The following is a 17,309-nucleotide window of genomic DNA, read 5'->3' on the forward strand; positions in this document are numbered from 1 at the left end:
GACGTCCACCGCCATTGCCCCTGCCCACCCCCTTACCCCGCATCGTCCTTCTCCTACCCGCCACCTCTGCCTTCTCCCGCAGCCCCCGTCCCGCCCCCTTCCCCTTCCCCAGCCTCCATTCCCTTCACGCCTCTTGCAATCGAGGTCTGACCGCCCGGGCCGCCGGGCAGGCGAGCGCACCTACCTCCTGACAGGAGGTAGGCGACGTGACGGTCACGATCAACAAGATGAGCGCGGGCAACGGGTGCGAATACCTCCTCCGCACCGTCGCGGTCGGCGACGGCAAGAGGTCGCTGTCGACACCGCTGACCCGCTACTACACCGAGGCGGGCACTCCGCCCGGCCACTGGATGGGGTCCGGTCTCCCCGCACTGGAGAGCGCGATCATCGCAGGGGACGAGGTCACCGAGGACCAGCTCAGGAAGCTCATCGGACTGGGGGCGCACCCCGTCACCGGCGAACCGCTCGGTCGTCGATACAGCGCCTACAGCCCCCACGAACCCGGTAGGCGTCGGCACGCCGTCGCTGGCTACGACCTGACCTTCTCGATCCCCAAGTCGGCCAGCATCCTCTGGGGAGTCGCCGACGCTGGCACTCAAGCGCTGATCGCCGAAGCGCACCATGCGGCCATCGCCGACGCGCTCGACTTCCTCGAACGCGAGATCGTTGCTACTCGCGTCGGTGCCAAGGGACCCAAAGGATCCGTCGCTCAGGTCGAGGTCACTGGTGTCGTCGCGGCCGCGTTCGACCACTTCGACTCCCGGGCGAACGATCCGCACCTGCACACCCACGTCGTGATCTCCAACAAGGTCAGGACCGCTCGTGACGGCAAGTGGCGCACCATCGACGGCGCGCCGCTGCACGCCTGGGTGGTCGCTCTCTCGGAGCTGCACGAGGCATCGTTCAGCGATCACCTGACCCGCACGCTTGGTGTGGGGTGGGAGCGCCGACCGCGCGGCCGTGACCGCAACCCTGCCTGGGAGATCGCCGGAGTACCTCAGCCGCTGGTCGAGAAGTTCTCCAGCCGCGCCCGCAACATCGATGCCGCGACCGACCACCTCATTGAGGAGTACGTCGCCCGCCACGGTCACCGTCCTCGTCGCGCCGCGATCATGAAGCTGCGCCAGCAGGCCAACCTGTCCAGTCGGCCGGAGAAGCACATCCACTCGCTCGCCGATCTCACCGACATGTGGCGCGGTCGTACCGCACACCACCTCGGCGTCGATCCGGTCGAATGGGCACGCCGGACGACAACAAGCCCGGCTGCCCGGCTGCTTCGTGCCGATGACATCCCGCTCGACTTCGTCGAGGAACTCGGCCGTCGCGTCGTCACAGCGGTCGGCGAGAGGCGGTCCACCTGGCGGCGCGCCAACCTGTACGCCGAGGCCGCACGCCAGACGCTCGGCTGGCGCGTCACCAGTACGGCCGATCGCGAGGCGATCACCGGGCTCGTCGTCGATGCAGCCGAGCGCGGCTCACTCCGGCTCACCCCACCCGAGCTCGCGGCGACGCCCCAGGTCTTCGTCCGAGGCGACGGCACCAGCGCCTTCCGGCCCAAACACTCCACCGTCTTCTCTGCCGAGCACCTCCTCGCGGCCGAGGACCGGTTGCTCGAACGGTCCGCCACGACGACCGCGCCCACAGTGGGCAGCAAGATCATCGACGCCATCGCAACCCGAGGAGCCAAGGGCGACCACCTGAGCCCGGAGCAGCTGGAGGCGATCGCGAAGATCGCGGCCTCCGGACGCGTCGTTGACCTGCTCATCGGACCGGCAGGTGCCGGCAAGACAACCGCCATGCGGGCGCTCCGCAACGCGTGGACCGATCAGCATGGCAAGGGCAGCCTCGTCGGACTGGCGCCGAGCGCGGGGGCCGCCGCAGTCCTTGCCGAGGACCTCGGCATCACCTGCGAGAACACCGCCAAGTGGCTCCATGAGCACAGCCAAGGCAGGACGGCCTTCAGGAAGAACCAGCTCGTGATCATCGACGAGGCGACGCTCGCTGGCACCAAGACCCTCGATGAGATCACCGGGCATGCCGCCGCGGCCGGAGCCAAGGTGCTGCTCGTCGGCGACTGGGCACAACTCCAGTCCGTCGAGGCCGGCGGAGCGTTCGCGATGCTCGCCGACGACCGCGACGATGCCCCCGAGCTCGTCGACGTCCATCGCTTCACCCACGCGTGGGAGAAACGAGCCTCGCTCGACCTGCGCCACGGCCGGGTCGAAGCCGTCGACAACTACCTCCTTCACGATCGTGTCAGCGATGGCGACGCAGACGACATGACCGACGCCGCCTACCGAGCCTGGCGCGACGACATCGAGGCGGGACGGACGAGCATCCTGATCGCCGACACCTCGCACGCGGTCCGCGAACTCAACGACAAGGCGCGAACCGAACGGATCCTCACCCATCAAACGCAGGATGGCCCTGAAGCATCCCTGCTCGATGGCACTCGGGCCTCGGTCGGCGACTGGGTCATCACACGCAAGAACGACCGCCGACTCCGGACACTGCGGTCCGGCTGGGTGCGCAACGGCGATCGCTGGCGAGTCACGAACGTCCACGCCGACGGCTCCCTCGCCGTACGCCGCCTCGATCGCAGGCACGGAGGCGCAGTGCTGCTTCCCGCCGCGTACGTCGCCGAGCACGTCGACCTCGGCTACGCCATCACCGCCCACCGTGCCCAGGGCGTCACCGTCGACACCGCGCACGTCATCGTCTCCGAGTACACGACGAAGGAAAACCTGTACGTCGCGATGACCCGCGGCCGCGACCACAACCAGGCCTACGTGGTCACCGCTGCCGCCGACGAGAACCACGGAGCACCCGACGGCGACGACAGCACCGCGCGTTCCGTGCTCATCGGCGTCCTCGCCAACAGCGGAGCCGAGCTCTCCGCCCACCAGACGATCACGGCCGAGCAGGAGGCCTGGGGCTCGATCGCCCAACTCGCCGCCGAGTACGAAACGATCGCCGCGGCCGCGCAACGCGACCGGTGGGCCACCCTGCTCCGGGCCTCCGCGCTCACCACCGATGAGGTCGACGACGTGCTCAACTCCGAGGCATTCGGCCCACTGGCTGCAGACCTGCGTCGCGCCGAGGCCAACGGCCACGACATCGACCGGGCCCTTCCGGCCGCGGTCGCACGCCACGGTCTCGGCGACGCCCAGGACCGGGCCGCAGTTCTGCGGCACCGAGTCCAGCTCGCGACCGGCCAGCGGCCCGGACGAAGCCAGCACCTCATCGTCGGGCTCATTCCCGAGGCACTGGGGGCTATGGCTCCAGACATGCGTCTCGCGCTCGACGAGCGTCGCGACCTCATCGAAGAACGCGCCCAGACGCTGGCTGACACTGCCGTTCGGGACAGGCTGCCGTGGACGACTGTCCTGGGCCCGAGGCCCGTCGATCGAGCTCTCCGCGCTCGCTGGGACCGGGCCCTGATCACTATCGCTGCCTACCGTGACCGCTACGGCATCGATGACCGGAAGACCCTCGGCGCCAATCCGGAATCGGACAGCCAGCGTCTCGACCATGCACGAGCGCTCGCCGCGATCCGTCGCGTTGAGCCGACCCGCGCAACCCTGCCGCGAACGGATCCCGCCGCGACCCTGCGGCTGTGACCCCTCGGGCCTCAACCACGGCGGGATGAGTCAACGTCCAGCCAGTTCCGGCGTGGCAGGAGCCGCCTTGGTGTCGGTGCGAAGGGGGAGGGCGGCGGGCTTCTGGCCCGGTTCCAGCTTCCGGTACGCCGTCGGGGAGAGGCCGACCTCGGCGAGGAACTGCCGGTTGAAGTTCGACATGTTGTTGTAGCCGCTCGCGACCGCCACCCGCGCAGCTGACATCTCGGTGGTGTCGAGCAATCGTCTGGCGTGCGCGATGCGGAGCCGCTTCACCATCGTGCTGAACGTCGTGCCGGCTGCGCGCCGGAAGTACTTGGAGAACGTGGGCTCGGACATGTGCGCAAGGCTGGCCGCGGTCGACATGCGGATGTCGCCGGTCAGGTTGTCGAAGATATAGGCCAGTCCGGCCTCCGCAGCCAGGTTGGCCGACGCGTTGTCGCTGGTGCCCAGCCACTCGCTCGCCAGCGGAGTCACCTCATCGGCAGGTGCCTGTGCGAGCAGCCCGAGGAGCTCGATCAAACGCGCGATCTGCGTCGGGCCGTTCGCGCCGACGACACCCCGGATCAGGTCGCCTGCCCGGGCAGCCGACTCTCCGTGGAACTCGAGGCCGCGAGCTGAGCGCTGGAGCAGCCCGTCCAGGATGCCGAGCTCCGGCATGACGTCCATGGATGCACGCACCCACTCGTCGGTGAAGTGCACGACGACATCACGATCGACCACCACCTCGCCGGGGGCGAGATCGCTGACCCAGTCGTGGGGGAGGTGCGGACCCATCAGCGAGACGTGGCCCGGCTCGAACGTGCCGACGTAGTCACCTGCGATCACGCTGCCGCTCGACTTCTGGATCAGGTGGATCTCGTACTCCGGGTGCGAAGCCCACCCACAGATCTCGCTCGGAAAGTCGTGGACGATGCACCGGAAGGAGTGCCGCGGGTCGCGGGCGATGATCTCGCGCGGCACGATCCCGGAGTGGTAGTGCGTGAGCGATGAGCGGGGATCACTCATGGTGAAGCCTCCTTCATGTGCAGTGGCGCTGCCTTGCACGCATGCGCAAGAAAGTATCAAATGCGCATCGCTCGCGTGATTGTTGTGACTGCGGTCACTTCCCTAGATTCGTAGTCGATCACCGGCTCGATCGACGCGCAACACCTGCGAATCAGGCGTAGTTCCTGACGCTGAGGCGCGGCCTGGCGGGCCCTTCAGAACAGGAGTTTCAGATGCTCACGAAGAAGCGTGCGCTGGGAGTCGTGACTGCGGTCACCCTCTCTGCGTCTTTTCTTGCCTCGTGTACGCCCGGCGGCGGAAGCAGCGACGGCACGGTCACCCTCAATCTGGCGACGGTCAACAACCCCCAGATGAAGGACATGGAGAAGCTCAAGTCGGTCTACGAGGCTGACCACCCGGGGGTCAAGATCAACTTCCAGGTGATGGAGGAGTCCGACCTCCGCAGCGCCGTCACGGCAGACGTGGCGAGTGGCGCCGGCCAGTACGACGTCGTCACCATCGGTGCCTACGAGACCCCGCAGTGGGGCGCGAACGACTGGCTCGTGGACCTGACTTCGTTCGACGACGACGCCGAGTACGACGCGAAGGACATCCTCCCGCCGGTCCGCGAAGCCCTGTCCCACAAGGACAAGCTCTACGCGGTTCCGTTCTACGGCGAGTCCTCGATCCTCATGTACAACAAGCAGGTCCTCGACAAGGCCGGCGTGAAGATCTCCGACCACCCGACCTGGCAGCAGATCGCCGATGCTGCGGCGAAGGTGAAGACCGCGGACTCCGCCGGCATCTGCATGCGCGGCAAGCCCGGCTGGGGCGACCTGTTCGCCCCGCTGACGACGGTCGTCCAGACCTTCGGCGGCAACTGGTACGACGAGGACTGGAATGCGACCGTTGACACCCCGGAGTGGAAGGAAGCGGTCACCTTCTACAAGAAGATGCTCGACGACTCCGGTGAGAGCGACCCGGTCTCCTACAGCTTCAACGAGTGCCTGACCGCGCTCAAGGAGGGCAAGGTGGCGATGTGGGCCGATGCTTCGGTTGCCGCATCGATCCTCGAGGCCGATGACTCGCCCGTGAAGGGAAAGATGGGCTACGCCCACATGCCGGTCGACAAGACCGAAGAGTCGGGCTGGCTCTGGAGCTGGAACCTCGCCATCCCGAAGTCCTCGAAGAACCAGGACGCGGCCGAGGAGTTCGTGAAGTGGGCGACCAGCAAGGAGTACATCAACCTGGTCGGCACGAAGCTGGGCTGGTCGCTGGTCCCGCCGGGCTCGCGCGCGTCGACCTACGAGCTTCCTGAGTACCAGAAGGCCGCCGCCGCCTACGCACCCATCACGCTCGACGTGATGCAGTCCGTGAACCCGGAGCAGCCCGGAGTGGACCCGCAGCCGTGGGTCGGCATCCAGTACGTCTCGATCCCGGAGTTCCAGGACGTCGGTAACCAGTGCGCCCAGCTGGTGGCGGACTACCTCGCCAACCGCACCTCGATCGACAGCGCGCTGGAGAAGTGCCAGTCGATCGCCCAGAAGGCCGGCGACGCCCACAAGGACTGACCCGCCCCCGTGCCGGACGCTGGGACTGGCTCGAACCCGGTCCCAGCGTCCGTCCCACCCACCTCACATCGAGCTAGCAGAGGGGAGGCGCTGACCGCCATGACAACGGCCACGCGCACTCACGACGTCGAATCCGCGGCACCGCCCGCGGACGACATCGGTCGAAGGATCCGCCGCAAGCGAGCCTGGGGCAACCGGGCCCTGCTCCTCCCGGCGCTGATCTACGCGATCGTCCTGACCCAGGTCCCGTTCCTGGTCACCATTGGGTACTCCACCACCAAGTGGAACCTGCTCTACCCGCAAGACCGCGAGTTCAGCGGCCTGGACAACTACAAGTCGGTGTTCTCCTCGGGAGACCTGTGGCCGTCCGTCCGGGCGACGCTCCTGATCACTGGCCTGGCGGTCGGCGGCGCCATGATCTGCGGGCTCGGGTTCGCGCTCCTGCTCAACCGCGCCTTCCGGGGTCGTGCCATCGCCCGCACGCTGATGATCACGCCGTTCCTGCTGATGCCGGCTGCGGCCGCCCTGATCTGGAAGTACTCGATGTTCGACACGAACATCGGAATGATCAACTGGGTGCTGCGAAGCATCGGGCTTCCGGAGGTTGCCTGGAGCACCAATCACCCGATGGCCACCGTCGTGATCGTGCTCGTGTGGCAGTTCACGCCCTTCATGATGCTGATCCTGCTGGCGGGGCTCCAGGGCCAGTCCCTGGAGGCGCTCGAAGCAGCGCGGGTCGACGGCGCGTCCTCGTTCCAGATCTTCCGGTACCTCACGCTGCCGCACCTGCGGATGTACGCCGAGATCTCGGGCCTGCTCGGCACGATCATCATCCTGCAGGTCTTCGACCCGATCGCCATCCTCACCAAGGGCACCGGCGGCACGAAGACCCTCGCCTATCTCCTCTACGAGCGGGCCTTCATCGGGCTCGACGTGGGCCAGGCAGCGGCGTACGGCGTCGTCAGCGTCGTCCTCACGATCATCGTCGCCTCGATCACCCTCAAGAAGCTGTTCGGTGTCTTCATGTCAGGAGGCGAACGATGAAGTCGTACAAGGAATTCATGCTCACCGCACTCACCTGGGTGCTGGTCCTCGGGTTCTTCTTCCCGGTCTTCTGGATGTTCCTCAACGGGTTCAAGCCGGAGTCCAAGGCCTCCACGGTTGACCCGGTCTTCTTCTTCACGCCGGTGCTGGACGGTTACCGGGCGGCCATGGACCGCGGGATGTTCGCCTACCTGGGCAACTCGATGATCGCCGCGGTTGGATCGACCCTGATCGTCATCCTGCTGGCCTTCCCCGCGGCGTACTCACTGAGTGTGCGGCGGATCAAGAAGGTCGACGACGCGATGTTCTTCTTCATCTCGACGAGGTTCATGCCGATCGCCGCCGCCGTCCTGCCGCTCTACATGATCCTCAAGTCGATCGGCGGGCTGGACAACATCTACCTGCTGACCCTGATCTACGCGAGCATCAACCTCCCGATCGCGATCTGGATGATGCGCTCCTTCCTGCTTGAGGTGCCTGGCGAGGTGATCGAGGCGTGCCGGCTCGACGGCGCGGGCTTCCTCCGGGAGATGACCCGGATCGTCCTGCCCCTGGTTCTTCCGGGACTCTCGGCCGCCGCCCTGATCTGCTTCATCTTCGCCTGGAACGAGTACTTCCTGGCGCTGCTGCTGACCAGCTCTGATTCGAAGACGGCACCTCCGTTCCTCGGCAGCTTCGTCGACGGCCGGGGCCAGTTCCTCGCCGTGCTCTCGGCCGCAGCAACGATCGCGGCGCTGCCGGTCATCGTCGCCGGCTGGGTCGCCCAGAAGCAGCTCGTCCGCGGCCTCTCGATGGGAGCCGTCAAGTGAGTCCTCTCCCTTCCGTCCAAGGAGTTCCTCCCATGTCTGCATCCATGCGCAGTCTCGACAACACCGTCATCGTCATCACCGGCGCAGGGGGCGGCATCGGCGGAGCAACCGCCCGCCTCGCCCTCGAGGCCGGCGCCAGGGTCGTTGCGGCCGACCTCAAGGAGTCCGAGGTCCAGCACCTCGTCGAGACGTGGGGCCCCGCCCGGGTCGCCGTCGTGGCGGGCGACATCCGTGAGGAAGCGACCTCTGACGCCATCGTGCGCGCTGGCGTGGAGGCCTTCGGCCGTGTTGACAGCGTCATCGCCAACGCCGGCATCGGCTTCTACGGCGGCATCCTCGACGCGACGCCCGAGCAGGTCCGGATGATGGTCGATGTCAACCTGCTGGGCTCGGTCTGGCTGGCGCGTGCGGCGGTGCGCCAGTTCCGCGCGCAGGGCGACGGTGGCGATGTCGTCATCATCGGTTCCGTCGCCGGCCTCCTGATCGGCGGCGGCAAGGAAGCGGTGTACGCCGCGACCAAGGGCGCGCAGATCAACCTCGGCCATGCGCTCGACCGGGAGCTTCGCCAGGAGGGCATCCGCACCACAGTGATCGCTCCCGCGGGCGTGAACACCCGGTTCGCCGCGGCGGACGGACGCTTCGGCGACACCGAGCCTGAGGACGGGCCGTTCATGCAGCCGGCGGACATCGCCGGAGCGGTGGTCTACACGCTCACGCAACCGCGCCGGATGCGCACCGAGCTGTGGACCATGTGGAGCCTCGCAGAGCAGCACTGACGTCTCACCCCGGTCCGCCAATCGGCGGACCGGATTCAGCAGACGCGTTTCTTACTACGGATCGTCCGGCACGTTCCTGCCGGTGAAGGGATGACAGAGTCATGGCTGGAATCAGTTTTGAGAAGGCACAGCGTTGGTACCCGGGGGCGGACAAGCCTGCCGTCCCGGGCATCGATCTGGAGATCAAGGACGGCGAGTTCATGGTTCTCGTCGGGCCCTCGGGGTGCGGCAAGTCCACGACACTCCGGATGCTGGCGGGCCTGGAGGACATCAACGCCGGGCAGATCCTGATCGGCGACAGGGACGTGACCCACCTGGCGCCCAAGGACCGCGACATCGCCATGGTGTTCCAGAGCTACGCGCTCTACCCGCACATGACTGTGGCCGACAACATGGCCTTTGCCCTGAAGATGGCGAAGGTCCCCGCGGATGAGTGCAAGCGTCGCGTCAACGAGGCCGCCCGGGTCCTGGGGCTGACCGACTACCTGGACCGCAAGCCGAAGGCGCTCTCGGGTGGTCAGCGTCAGCGGGTGGCGATGGGTCGCGCGATCGTCCGCAAGCCGCAGGTGTTCTGCATGGACGAGCCGCTGTCGAACCTGGACGCGAAGATGCGTGTGCAGACCCGCACCGACATCGCCAAGCTCCAGCGCGACCTCGGGGTCACGACCGTCTACGTGACCCACGACCAGGTCGAGGCGATGACGATGGGCGACCGCGTCGCGGTGATGAAGGACGGCGTGATCCAGCAGGTCGACACCCCGCTGGCCCTCTACGACCGGCCGGCGAACCTGTTCGTGGCGGGGTTCATCGGCTCGCCGCAGATGAACCTCCTCACGGGTGAGAAGGTTGACGACTCGGTCCGCGTGGGGGAGTACCTCGTGCCCGTCGATCCTGCCGCCCTCAGCGCTGCGTCCGGCACGGTCGTGGTCGGCGTGCGCCCGGAGAACTGGCGCCTGGTCGGCCCCGGCGAGGGACTTCCGGTCACGGTCAACGTCATCGAGGAGCTCGGCGCCGATGCCTACGTGTACGGCACGTGCGAGGCACAGGGGACCCCGCACGATGTCATCGTTCGCGCTCCCGGCCGCGACTCCACGGCCAAGGGTGACGTCATCCACGTGACCACGGACCCGGCGAACGTGCACGTCTTCGACAAGGAAACCGGGGCTCGGCTGTCGGCCTGAGTCGACCGCATACGAACGACCATGACGAACTCATCTGCCCTCGTGATCGGCGAGGCGCTCATCGACCTCATCCAGCGCTCCCGCCTCCCCGCGATCGCGCGGGTAGGTGGGAGTCCGCTCAACGTTGCGATCGGCCTCAGCCGGCTCGGCATGAGGGTGGACTTGCAGACGCAGATCGGCGCTGATCATCACGGAACCCTCATCGAGCAGCACCTGGCGGCAGACGGCGTTGCCCTCGTGGCCGGCTCCGTTTCCGAACAGCCGACGTCGACCGCAGTGGCGACGATCGGCGACGACGGATCAGCAACCTACGAGTTCGACATCTCGTGGGCGCTGTCGGCGGCTGACGGGCTGATGCCGACCGTGGCGCACACGGGGTCGATCGCGGCAGTGGTCGAGCCGGGAGCGTCTGCCGTCAGGAACGCGATCAGGGCGCTTCGTGCGACCGCGACCGTCTCCTACGACCCGAACGTCCGACCGCAGCTCATGGGCGATCGGTCGGATGCGTGTCGGCGGATCGAGTCGCTCGTCGCGCTGGCTGACGTGGTCAAGGTCAGCAGCGAGGACCTCGCGTGGCTCCATCCCGACGTGGAGCCCTCCGCCGTCGCGCGGCGGTGGGTCGGACTCGGGGCGGCGCTGGTCGTCATCACAGACGGGGAGTCTGGCGCGACGGCACTGACTCAATACGTCACCGTCGAGGTGCCGGCCCGGCGGACCGACGTGGTCGACACGATCGGTGCGGGCGACTCCTTCATGGCCGGGCTGCTGGCCGCTCTCGACGACGCCGGGCTACTCGGACGGAACAACGAGGTGCGCCTACGAGCCATCGACGCATCCGTGCTCCGCGACGTACTGGCCTTCGCAGCTGAGTGCGCGGCGATCACCGTCTCTCGCCCGGGCGCCGACCCGCCGCGTCGCAGTGAGGTGCCGCAAGCCCGCAGAGCCTGAGCTTCGCTCAGCACGGTCCCGCGCCGAGCGCGGGACCGATCACTACGGGGTGAGCGGGGATACGGTGCCGGACACTGTCCGGCACCGGCGTCCGTGCGTCGACGTTGCATGGTGCCGCACCGGGTGCGGCACCGTGGTCCCCGCATTCGAGCCCTGGCTCGGCGCGGCAGCCAACAGCATCGTGGGCACGCCGCAAACCCGAGAGGTCATGACTCGAAGGTGCGCCTCGATCGCGACGGTGTCAACCACCAGATCGTGACCGACTTGGAGGATTCCGAACCGGCGGGAGACAGTCCGAGACAAGGAAAGACAGCGGTAGACACCAAGCACCGAAAATTCCTCCGGGCTGATCTCACGACGTGAACCGCGCCATCGGATTTGCCCATCGAAAACCCATCAGGGACAAGACGATCGATGCCGAGACAACCGGAACCAACCGGTAGAGTGGTGGCGTCGGCAGCCGCCGATCTCCGTGTAGATCGAGGCAACCAAAGCTAACCAAAGACATTCCGAAGTAGCGGAAATCGGACACGATCGTCCCAGAGGTCACAGGTTCAAATCCTGTCCCCGCTACAAAATGTTCAGGCCCGGGATCTTCGGATCCCGGGCCTGAATGCATGTGCGGGCCTGTCGCCAGCGCCCCTTGCTCACTGACTCACCAGACCCGACACGTAGGCGTGCGCCTGCACGAGCGAAGGTCCGTACCAGGTCAACAGCCGCCCGTTGACCAGCTCAGTCCGTGCCTTGGTGAACGCCTCGGGCCCGTCCTCGGCCGTGAACACATACGGCTCGTCCGGAAGCAGGACGACATCGAGGTCGGAGCTGTCGATCCGGGCGATGTCGACGTGTGGATAGCGCTCCGCCTCCTGACAGAACGCGTTGACCAGCCCCGCCCGGCGGACCAGGTCGCCGGTGAAGGTGCCGCTGCCGACGACCATCCAGGGATCACGCCAGATCGGGATGGCGACTCGTGCGCGCGGCGCAGGAAGTGCGCCCGACCAGAGTGCCTCGGCCTCCTCGAGCCACGTCGGCACCGCGACATCGAGAGCCGACGTGAAGAGTCGCTTCATCGAGGTGATCGCTTCCGGAACGGTCTCGATCTGCGTGACCCACACCTGTACGCCGGCCTCGCGGAGTCGGCGTACGTCGAGCTCCCTGTTCTCCTCCTTGTTGGCGATCACGAGGTCCGGCTCAAGCGCCTGGATCATTGCCCGGTCGGGGTTCTTCGTCCCGCGCACGCGGGGCACGTCGAGGTCGGTCGGATGCGTGCACCAGTCGGTCGCCCCTACCAGCAGACCGGTCGGGGCGACCGCCTCGGTCAGTGAGGGGACCAGCGAGACCACGCGCCGAACCGGGCGGGTGGGTTCGAAGGAATAGCCGAGGTCGTCGATCACTGTTCAGACGCTACTGGTCGCCTTGGCCGGCAGGATCATCACGGCTCGCGCGAAGCAGTCATCCACAGGATGCAGACCCCTTCGGGCACCCGGCGGACGCTTGTCACGGTGCCGCCGCGTGCGCGGATCCGGGCCAGGAGCGTGGTGACGCGCTCGGCGGGAACGGTCACGGTCCGCCAGGTCATCGCCGGCTCCCCACGACCTGGACGCGCGGACCGTTCAGGACCTTGCCGCTGAGCGGGTGTGCTGAACGGGTCGGGGTGACGCTGAACCAGCCATCCCAGTACGCCGAGTCGGGACCGCGGCGTGTGCCGAATTCGAGCTGGACGTAGCCGACCTCTTGATCCGGATCGACGACGCATGCGCCGTCCCTGATCGGGGAGCCGAAGGCATCGCGGAGGTACTTCTCGTTCTGGGGCAGCACGACTGTCGCGCTGGCTGACGCGTGGATGGTGGTCATCTCGGTCACGCCCTTTCCAGTGGCGCTGGGGTGGCGGCGTAGTTGCGCGCCGCGTGGACAATGCGGGTCGCGGCCCGCGGGCCGAGGTCTCGTGCCCGGCGGACCAGCCACGGCACGCTGGCGGCGAGCAGGATGCGTGCGGACTCCCTCCGGTCTGCTGTCGATCCGGTCGGGGCCAGCGGGGGCAGGTCGAAGGCAAGTCCGAGTGAGTTCAGGTGCTCCGCGACGTTGCGGGCCAGCAGCCGGTGGCCGGCCTCGGAGGGATGGAGGCGGTCGATGGCCCAGTAGCCGCGCTGCGCGCCGATGCCGAGATCCTCGAGGTCGATCTGGATGCATCCGAATCGCTCGCACACCTCGTCATAGATCGCGTTGAGCTCCTCGATCCGTTCGCGCATCGGTCGTGCCAGCCAACGTGGCAGCCCGAGAACCCGGCTGTGGTCGTGGAAACGCACGGTGACCACGATCGCGCCGGACTGGGTCAGTGCCTCCACGCAGTCGAGGAGGTCCGCGCGGGTCCGCGACCGATCCCAGCTGGAGCGCATCACGTCGTTGATGCCCACGACGAGTGAGGCGACCTGGGGACGGTGGTCGAGCGCTTCGCCAAGTTGCGTGCCTCGCACGTCGCGCACCGTGGCACCCGACTGGGCGAGGTTGCAGAAGGAGATGTGGTGAGCGGTCCCGATCGCTTCGGTCAGGATCGCGGCCCAGCCGCGCCAGTGGTCGCCGACGCGGTCACCGAGGCCGTACGTCGCGGAGTCGCCGAGAGCAACCACGCGGACGTAGCCAGTCAGACAGCTGGTCGGCACACCGCCATTGCTGTTGGTCGATCCGCCGGGAATCTGCTGGTTCATCGTGGTCACCTCCGCCGAGTGGTCTCTTCCTCAACGGTCGTGCGACACGGGCGTGCAGACATGCCGGGAACTACGCGGAGCGGTACCTGATTGCCTGTCCAGACAGTGACTGCTCAGGTGTTGGAGCCGCTGCTCTCGACGTGGTCGGCCACCCAGGCGGCGATCTGGGTGCGCGAAGTGCACGCGAGTTTCATCAGGACGTTCTCGACATGTCCTTCCGCAGTGCGTTCGGAGATGACGAGACTGGCCGCGATCTCTCGGTTGCTCAGCCCGTCGGCAACGAGTGAGGCCACCTGGCGCTCGCGCCGGGTCAAGATCGACCATGCCGACGGAGCAGAGGCCTGAGCGGGCGCGGGTTCGGAGAGTGCGAACGCAGTCGCCTCGGCGACATCCATCGAGCTGCCGCGCTGGCGGGCCCGATCGGCGGCGGTGGCGCTGAGCATCCGCGCAATGCGCGCCTCGCAGGCGAGGAGCGCGTCCTCCAGCTCGGGGAAGATCGAGGGCGGAGCGCCAGCTGCCCGGGTGAGTGACGTGACGACCCCCAGGAGCACGGCTGATCCCTCGAGGTCGCCGAGGTCAGCATGTGCCAGCGCGAGCGCGGCCAGTGCCCACACCGATCCCATGCTGTCTGCCATCGACCTTCGCAGCCGAAGGCTCTCCTCGAGGTCGCGGCGGGCGCCCTCTGGATCGCCGTGTCGCCAGGCGGAGAGTCCGAGGGCCCAGAGTGACGTGGCGCGCCACCAGATCTCGCCGCGCGGCTGAGTGATCTCGAGGACCCGCTGGTGCGAGGCGTCGGTGCCTCCCTGGTCGCCGGCCATGGCAAGTGTGAATCCCTGCGCGACCAGAAGCTCCACCTCGCGGCTCAGGTCGCCAGATCGATGGTGGCCGTCGATCGCGGCAGGAAAGTGCGCGAGGGCACCTTCCGGATCGCCCTCGAAGATCGCGAGTACGCCGGGGATGGTGGCGGCGTACGCGTCCCTCTCAGCACCTTCGAGGACGGGGACGAGGGAGAGCGCCGCGTTGGCCGAACGGCGCGCTGCTTCAAGGTTCCCCTGGAGGCCGGCGCAGGTCATCGCCGTGTAGAGGCCGACGATGCGCTCCTTCGGGGTGCCGACCTGCTCCTGTCCCAGTGCGCGGCCGAGCCAGTAGCGAGCCTCGGTCATCAGACCGCGCGAGAGCCAGTAGAGATAGAGGCCGTTGACGGACCGGAGGGCCTCGGCGGACTCGCCGGCCGGCTGCAGGCTGAAGTCGAGGGCCTCGCGGATGTTGGACAGATCCGCGTCGATCCGGGCGGCCATGACGGCCTGCTCCTGGCTGAGCAGGTCGGCCTCGAAGGTGCGGATGGATTGGTGATACCAGGATGCGTGACGACTGCGTATCGAGGTGGTCTCGGCTGATGCCAGCAGCTGTTCCGCCCCATAGGCGCGGATCGACTCCAGCAACTTGAAGGAAGGCCGGCTGCGGCGCATCTCGCGCGTCACGATGGACTTGTCGACCAGCGACTCGACCAGGTCAAGGACCTCCTCGCGCTCGACGGTGCCGCCGGCGCAGATGCCCTCCGCGGCCTCCAGATCGAAGCTGCCGACGAACACTGACAGTCGACTCCAGAGCAGTTGCTCCTTCTCGCTGCACTGGTCGAAGCTCCAGTCGATGCATTGCCGCAGCGTCTTGTGGCGGCTCGGTGCGATCCTGCTGCCGTTCGTCAGGACGGCGAAGAGGTCTGCGAGCCGGTCGACCAGCTGGTCGGGGGCGAGCGTGCGAACCCGAGCTGCGGCGAGCTCGATGGCGAGGGGTACGCCGTCCACCTGCGAGCAGATCCGGGCCACATCCCGGCTGTTCTCGTCGGTGAGCTCGAAGTCGGTCGTCGCGGTGGTGGCCCGGTCGATGAACAGCTGCACCGACTCGTAGCGCGTCACCGAGGTGGCAGTCGTCTCGTCAGGGTTGTCCGGGACCCCCAGCGGACTCAGCCTCAGGGTCGTCTCGCCGGGGACGCCGAGCGGTTCGCGACTGGTGGCAAGGATTCGAAGGGCAGGGGCCGCGCGAAGCAAGTCATGGGCCGCGAGGGCGCTCGCCTCGAGGAGGTGTTCGCAGTTGTCCAGCACAACCAGGAGCTGTGCGTCTGACATCAGCTGGGCAAGCGAGAAGGGGGTGAGTTCGGTCGATGACTCGGCGACACCGAGAGCGTCCGCCACCGCCTGGGTGACCAAGGCGGGGTCGTGGACCTGCCCGAGCTCGCACAGCCAGACGCCGTCGCGGAAAGACCGGGAAACCGACGCTGCGGTTCGGAGCGCCAGCCGGGTCTTGCCGACGCCACCTGGCCCGACGATGGTCACCAGCGGCGAGCGCGTGAAGAGCCGGCGGACCTCCTCGAGCTCTTTTCTGCGTCCGACGAAGCTGTCGATCTCCCCGGGCAGGAAGCCAGCTCGCGGCCGAAGCGGAGACCTCGCGACAGTCGGCGGCATCTCGACCTCTCTGCTCAGGCCCTCCCACTTCGCATGGTATGCCCGAGAGGGCCTGCGGGGCTCGTGAAGTTGAGTGGGGCGCCGATTCGAGCCACGACGAGTGTGAAGCTAACGGCGATGGGCCCGGAGAAGCCCACCATCAGCGCCGCGATCATCCCGACTGGGTAGCCCCACAGGATCGCGGACGCGAGGTGGACCATCACCACGCCGAGCGGTGCGATGGCTGCACCCCATGCCAGCCAGCGCCAGCGCAGCTCGAGCGCTGCGTCGCGGGCGCGGCGAGCGCCACGGACCCCGCAGAGGCATGACGCCGTGTATGCGACCGAACAGCCCAGGGGGATCCACAGGACCCCGGCCGGGACGACTGCGCTCGCCTGGTCAACGCGGAGGGCCAGGAGGCCGACGGACCCCGCGGCGACGGCAAGCAGCCACACGTACGTCGAGGCGGCGGCGCGAACGGCGGCGTCGTCGTGACGGCTGCGCAAGCTCAGCTGAACGGCGATTGCCGCACCTCCGGGGGCAAGGACGCCGAGCATGCTCGACCCCATGTCCACGTTGTCGAGAAGGCTGTGGTGCGGAAAGAGCGGCGCAAGCAAGATCCACACAGCACGCAGCAGCGGAGCCGTCATCATGAAGGCGAAGTTCAGATACATCCAGGCCTGGTGCGTGATGACATCGCGACGCCGTATGGCCCAGATGGCGATGAATCCGCTTGCGAGGGTGCTCAGATCGAGCGACCACAGCTGGAGGTACATCGCGTTGCCGCCCAGGTAGTCGGCGGTACCGCCCCGGACCAGGAAGACCAACGCTGCGCCCATGCTGATCGTCATGAGCCCGACGTAGATCCGACCGACCCAGCGGTGCTCCACCAGGCTGCGCCGCCGGCGGCGCGCGCTCAGCTGGTGCACTGCCAGGATCAGTGCCAGGCCGCCGAGGACCGTGTGGAGCAACAGGACCCAGGTGTTGTCGAGGTAGTCGACTCGGCGAATCGAGCTGATCGAGCCAGCCCCAGAGGTGTACTCAGCGCCGTTGATCGCCGCCGTGATGGCTTGCTGCCACTGCGGTGCATCCGCCACGAAGGCGAACCACATGTAGGACATCGCGAGGGGTGCGTAGAGGACGGCGATGACCATCAGCACGATCCGCCCCGCGCGGCGGACCGAGGGTGCTGGGAGGCGCCGGGTCATGGACGGAGTCATGATTGGAGTT

The 17,309-nt window shown here is 67.4% G+C and carries 14 protein-coding genes; 7 read left to right on the forward strand and 7 right to left on the reverse strand.

Annotated features, from left to right (window positions below; all coding sequences use genetic code 11):
• The first annotated feature begins 206 nt into the window (after positions 1-206).
• Positions 207-3,620 (forward strand): MobF family relaxase, encoded by a 3,414-nt coding sequence (gene mobF / locus D4739_RS11075; RefSeq protein WP_220699273.1) that lies wholly within the window; start codon positions 207-209, stop codon positions 3,618-3,620.
• A 30-nt stretch (positions 3,621-3,650) separates the two neighbouring features.
• On the opposite strand, the gene D4739_RS11080 is transcribed toward mobF, so the two are convergent.
• The gene (locus D4739_RS11080) at positions 3,651-4,625 is read right to left on the reverse strand and encodes an AraC family transcriptional regulator (RefSeq protein ID WP_120060675.1); all 975 of its coding nucleotides are present in this window, start codon (positions 4,623-4,625) and stop codon (positions 3,651-3,653) included.
• 212 nt (positions 4,626-4,837) lie between these two features.
• Here D4739_RS11080 and D4739_RS11085 point away from each other — a divergent pair, with 212 nt between their 5' ends.
• From D4739_RS11085 to D4739_RS11110, 6 genes are all read left to right on the forward strand, one after another.
• Positions 4,838-6,175 (forward strand): ABC transporter substrate-binding protein, encoded by a 1,338-nt coding sequence (locus tag D4739_RS11085; protein ID WP_120060676.1) that lies wholly within the window; start codon positions 4,838-4,840, stop codon positions 6,173-6,175.
• A gap of 99 nt (positions 6,176-6,274) precedes the next feature.
• Positions 6,275-7,219 (forward strand): carbohydrate ABC transporter permease, encoded by a 945-nt coding sequence (locus D4739_RS11090; protein WP_120060677.1) that lies wholly within the window; start codon positions 6,275-6,277, stop codon positions 7,217-7,219.
• Positions 7,216-8,028, forward strand: coding sequence for a carbohydrate ABC transporter permease (locus D4739_RS11095; protein WP_120060678.1), 813 nt, complete (start codon positions 7,216-7,218; stop codon positions 8,026-8,028). Before D4739_RS11090 ends, D4739_RS11095 begins: the two co-directional genes overlap by 4 nt.
• A gap of 32 nt (positions 8,029-8,060) precedes the next feature.
• The gene (locus D4739_RS11100) at positions 8,061-8,804 is read left to right on the forward strand and encodes an SDR family oxidoreductase (RefSeq protein WP_120060679.1); all 744 of its coding nucleotides are present in this window, start codon (positions 8,061-8,063) and stop codon (positions 8,802-8,804) included.
• Between the two features lie 101 nt (positions 8,805-8,905).
• Complete coding sequence (locus D4739_RS11105) at positions 8,906-9,985, forward strand: ABC transporter ATP-binding protein (protein WP_120060680.1); 1,080 nt, start codon at positions 8,906-8,908, stop codon at positions 9,983-9,985.
• A gap of 21 nt (positions 9,986-10,006) precedes the next feature.
• Positions 10,007-10,933: a carbohydrate kinase family protein gene (locus D4739_RS11110; RefSeq protein ID WP_120060681.1), complete on the forward strand. Its 927-nt coding sequence runs from the start codon at positions 10,007-10,009 to the stop codon at positions 10,931-10,933.
• A gap of 647 nt (positions 10,934-11,580) precedes the next feature.
• Here D4739_RS11110 and D4739_RS11115 read toward each other — a convergent pair.
• The 6 genes from D4739_RS11115 to D4739_RS11135 form a co-directional block, all read right to left on the reverse strand.
• Complete coding sequence (locus tag D4739_RS11115; RefSeq protein WP_120060682.1) at positions 11,581-12,327, reverse strand: helical backbone metal receptor; 747 nt, start codon at positions 12,325-12,327, stop codon at positions 11,581-11,583.
• Positions 12,328-12,365: 38 nt separating this feature from the next.
• Positions 12,366-12,512, reverse strand: coding sequence for a hypothetical protein (locus D4739_RS16895; protein ID WP_182920388.1), 147 nt, complete (start codon positions 12,510-12,512; stop codon positions 12,366-12,368).
• Positions 12,509-12,787, reverse strand: a complete 279-nt coding sequence (locus D4739_RS11120) for a hypothetical protein (protein ID WP_120061864.1) — start codon at positions 12,785-12,787, stop codon at positions 12,509-12,511. The genes D4739_RS16895 and D4739_RS11120 overlap by 4 nt, the downstream gene beginning before the upstream one ends.
• Before the next feature lie 5 nt (positions 12,788-12,792).
• On the reverse strand, positions 12,793-13,638 hold the full coding sequence (locus D4739_RS11125; protein WP_147384895.1) for an SGNH/GDSL hydrolase family protein: 846 nt from the start codon (positions 13,636-13,638) through the stop codon (positions 12,793-12,795).
• Positions 13,639-13,751: 113 nt separating this feature from the next.
• The gene (locus tag D4739_RS11130; protein WP_120060684.1) at positions 13,752-16,100 is read right to left on the reverse strand and encodes an ATP-binding protein; all 2,349 of its coding nucleotides are present in this window, start codon (positions 16,098-16,100) and stop codon (positions 13,752-13,754) included.
• Between the two features lie 14 nt (positions 16,101-16,114).
• A complete protein-coding gene (locus D4739_RS11135) occupies positions 16,115-17,287 on the reverse strand; it encodes a DUF2306 domain-containing protein (protein WP_182920389.1) in 1,173 nt (390 codons plus the stop codon).
• Positions 17,288-17,309: the final 22 nt, after the last annotated feature.

The organism is Nocardioides cavernaquae (assembly GCF_003600895.1).
GTDB classification, from domain to species: Bacteria; Actinomycetota; Actinomycetes; order Propionibacteriales; family Nocardioidaceae; genus Nocardioides; species Nocardioides cavernaquae.